The sequence below is a fragment of the Psychrobacter sp. ENNN9_III genome (assembly GCF_001462175.1).
In the GTDB taxonomy this organism is placed as follows: domain Bacteria; phylum Pseudomonadota; class Gammaproteobacteria; order Pseudomonadales; family Moraxellaceae; genus Psychrobacter.
Genome location: NZ_LNUO01000194.1, coordinates 1 through 2,706 on the forward strand (window position 1 = coordinate 1; position 2,706 = coordinate 2,706).

Consider the following 2,706-nt stretch of genomic DNA (forward strand, 5'->3'; position numbering starts at 1 on the left):
CATGCTAGCAAGCAGTGGCAAACGTCTTCAAGCAGCTGGTGCCCAAGGGTTGCTAATCGCTACTAACACCATGCATAAAGTAGTAGATAACGTACAAGCCGCGACCAATCTGCCGATTATTCATATCGCTGATGCCACGGCTAAAGCTATTCAAGCCCAAGGTTTGACCAAGATTGCGCTGCTTGGTACGCAGTTTACGATGACGCAGGACTTCTACAAGCAGCGTCTTATAGATGCAGGCTTGCAAGTTTTAATACCAGGACCAGATGCGCAGCAAGAGATTCACAGAGTCATCAATGAAGAGCTATGCCAAGGACAGTTTATTAATAGTTCACGCCAGTACTATAGTCAAGTGATTGCAGACTTAGCCAATGAAGGAGCAGAAGGTGTGATACTAGGCTGTACCGAAATTGGGCTACTTATTAAGCAAGAAGACAGCCCAATTCCGGTATTTGATACCACTGCTATTCATGCGGCGGCGGCAGTAGAATTTTTATTGGATAATGCAAAGTTTAGTCCGAGATAGAGCTAGGTTAGGTATTCGCAGTAATAAGTAAGTATTATGAAAAATTGGCCGCCATACCAATGAGCAAAAGCCGCAAAGCCAAGTTAAGTTAAGTCAAGATTGTATATATAAACCAAGCTATGAGCGTTTATTCTTTCTTATCATACGATGCCTATGAAGTCGTCTCTGTAGTCGTCGATGCAATCTTGTGATACGGCGTAGAGGCGATAGTTTCCATACAGTGGTCGGTAAAATATCACGAAACGACGCACTGGTGCCTGTATGCGCGCGAAACTCCTCAGACCTCTGTGCAGCCTCTTCTACGTTTAGGTGTTTGCCTTTACGCCACCCACCATGCAGATATAGTCCTGCCCCCATCACAGCGGTTGCTATCATGCCTGCTGGAAACGACAGCCAAAGCGCATCGGTTCCAAGTAATGGATAAAGCCCAAAAGCAAAGCCAAGACGCACTGGGTACATCGAAATCACCATGACGATCAGCGGCCAAATCACATAGCCGTTCGCACGCATAGTACCGAACAGCACTTGCGCTATCCCAAAAAACACAAAGCCCCATGTCGCCATCAACTGAATATGCCGCCCAATCGGCACCGCTTCGCTGTCACTACCAAGGAACAGGCCCAAAATAGTTTCATCAAAAATGGTCAGCACCCCAATCATAGCCCCTGTCAACATCACATTAAAGATAAGTCCCCAGCGGGTGATTCCTGCAACTCTGCTCCATTGGTTGGCACCGATGTTCTGTGCAACCATCGCACTAGCCGCGGCGCTTAACGCCATTGCAGGCATCTGCACGTAGGTCCAAAGCTGCTGGGTCGCGCTATAAGCAGCTGTCGTCTGTACTCCTTCGCGGTTGATCAAAGACAGCATAGTTAATGCCGCCGAAGAGATAACGATCATCTGAGTACCCATCGGCAACCCCTTTGAGAACATCGACTTTAGTATTTCACGGTCTGCACGCAAAAAGCGCAGCTCTGGTAACCTAAGGGTCAACACAGAACCACGCCAGTACAAGGTGACAACCATGCCAATAAGCGCTAGCGTGTTTGCGACGGCGGTTGCAAAAGCCGAACCAAATATACCCCATTCGGGAAATGGTCCTAGACCCAAAATCAGCGTCGGCGTCAAAATCAGGTCGATAATCACCGAAATAATGATAAACCAAAGCGGCGTGGTAGAGTCGCCCGTTCCTCGTAGTGCCATCATTAGCAGTGTAAAGGTCAGTGTGATGGGCATCGCAACGAAAATCATCCGCAGATAAGTCAGGGCAAGGTTTAACGCACCTGCCGGTGTGCCAAGCAAATCAAGTAACGTCGGGGCAAATATCCACCCTATTGCTGATACCAATACACTTATCGGAATAATGCTACCCAGCGCTGTGCCCATGGTTTTCTTAACCATAGCGTCGTCACGGCGGCCCATTGATTGACCAATCAAAATAGTAGCAGCCATACCAAAACCAAAAACGAAGGATATCAGGATAAACATCAAGATGTTGCCGTTCGCCGTCGCTGCCAACGCCTCTTCACCTAAAAACCGACCCACCCAGATAGCATTGATTGAGCCGTTTAACGACTGTAGGGCAGATGATCCAAGGGTTGGTAATGCAAACAGGAGCATCGTTTTGGCAATTGATCCTTGGGTGAGGTCACGCTGTTTACCAGTGGCGGTATTTGTTTTACTCAATGTTTGTCCTTTTGCGCTAGACCTTTAATGTGAGGCTGATTAAACGAAAACGCTCATCATAAACCAGAAAGCTTGTACCGTCTTTATTAGAGCTGTAAACCCTCGGCATGCTTTATGATCGTTTGACTGTTATCTTTTATGTGATTGTCATACAGTTTGGAGAGGAAGATAATGACTATGTTCGACACAAATTTAACTCGCTTTTATCATCATTATCAGAATACGGCTGGTCAATAAGCCTGAAACTGCCGAACTAATGATTGATATCTTGCCGCAAGCGCAGGTTATCATGATGCCAGCAGTCGGTCATGTGCCAATGATCGAAGCGGTAAAAGAAACGGCGAAGGATTATAAGGCGTTTAGGGAAAGGTTGAAGAAATAATTATTTAAGTTAAAAGGTTTGTTTAAAAACTAAAAAAAAGAAACATCAGCTGGTCTGGAAGAAATAATTATTTAAGTTAAAAGGTTTGTTTAAAAACTAAAAAAAGAAACAT

General features: G+C 45.8%; 2 protein-coding genes. One reads left to right on the forward strand and one right to left on the reverse strand.

The window, feature by feature from the left end:
* A partial coding sequence (locus PENNN9_RS11745; RefSeq protein WP_058369854.1) for an aspartate/glutamate racemase family protein occupies positions 1-526 on the forward strand: 526 nt, incomplete at its 5' end.
* 117 nt (positions 527-643) lie between these two features.
* Here PENNN9_RS11745 and PENNN9_RS11750 read toward each other — a convergent pair.
* Positions 644-2,212: an MATE family efflux transporter gene (locus PENNN9_RS11750; RefSeq protein ID WP_058369855.1), complete on the reverse strand. Its 1,569-nt coding sequence runs from the start codon at positions 2,210-2,212 to the stop codon at positions 644-646.
* Positions 2,213-2,706: the final 494 nt, after the last annotated feature.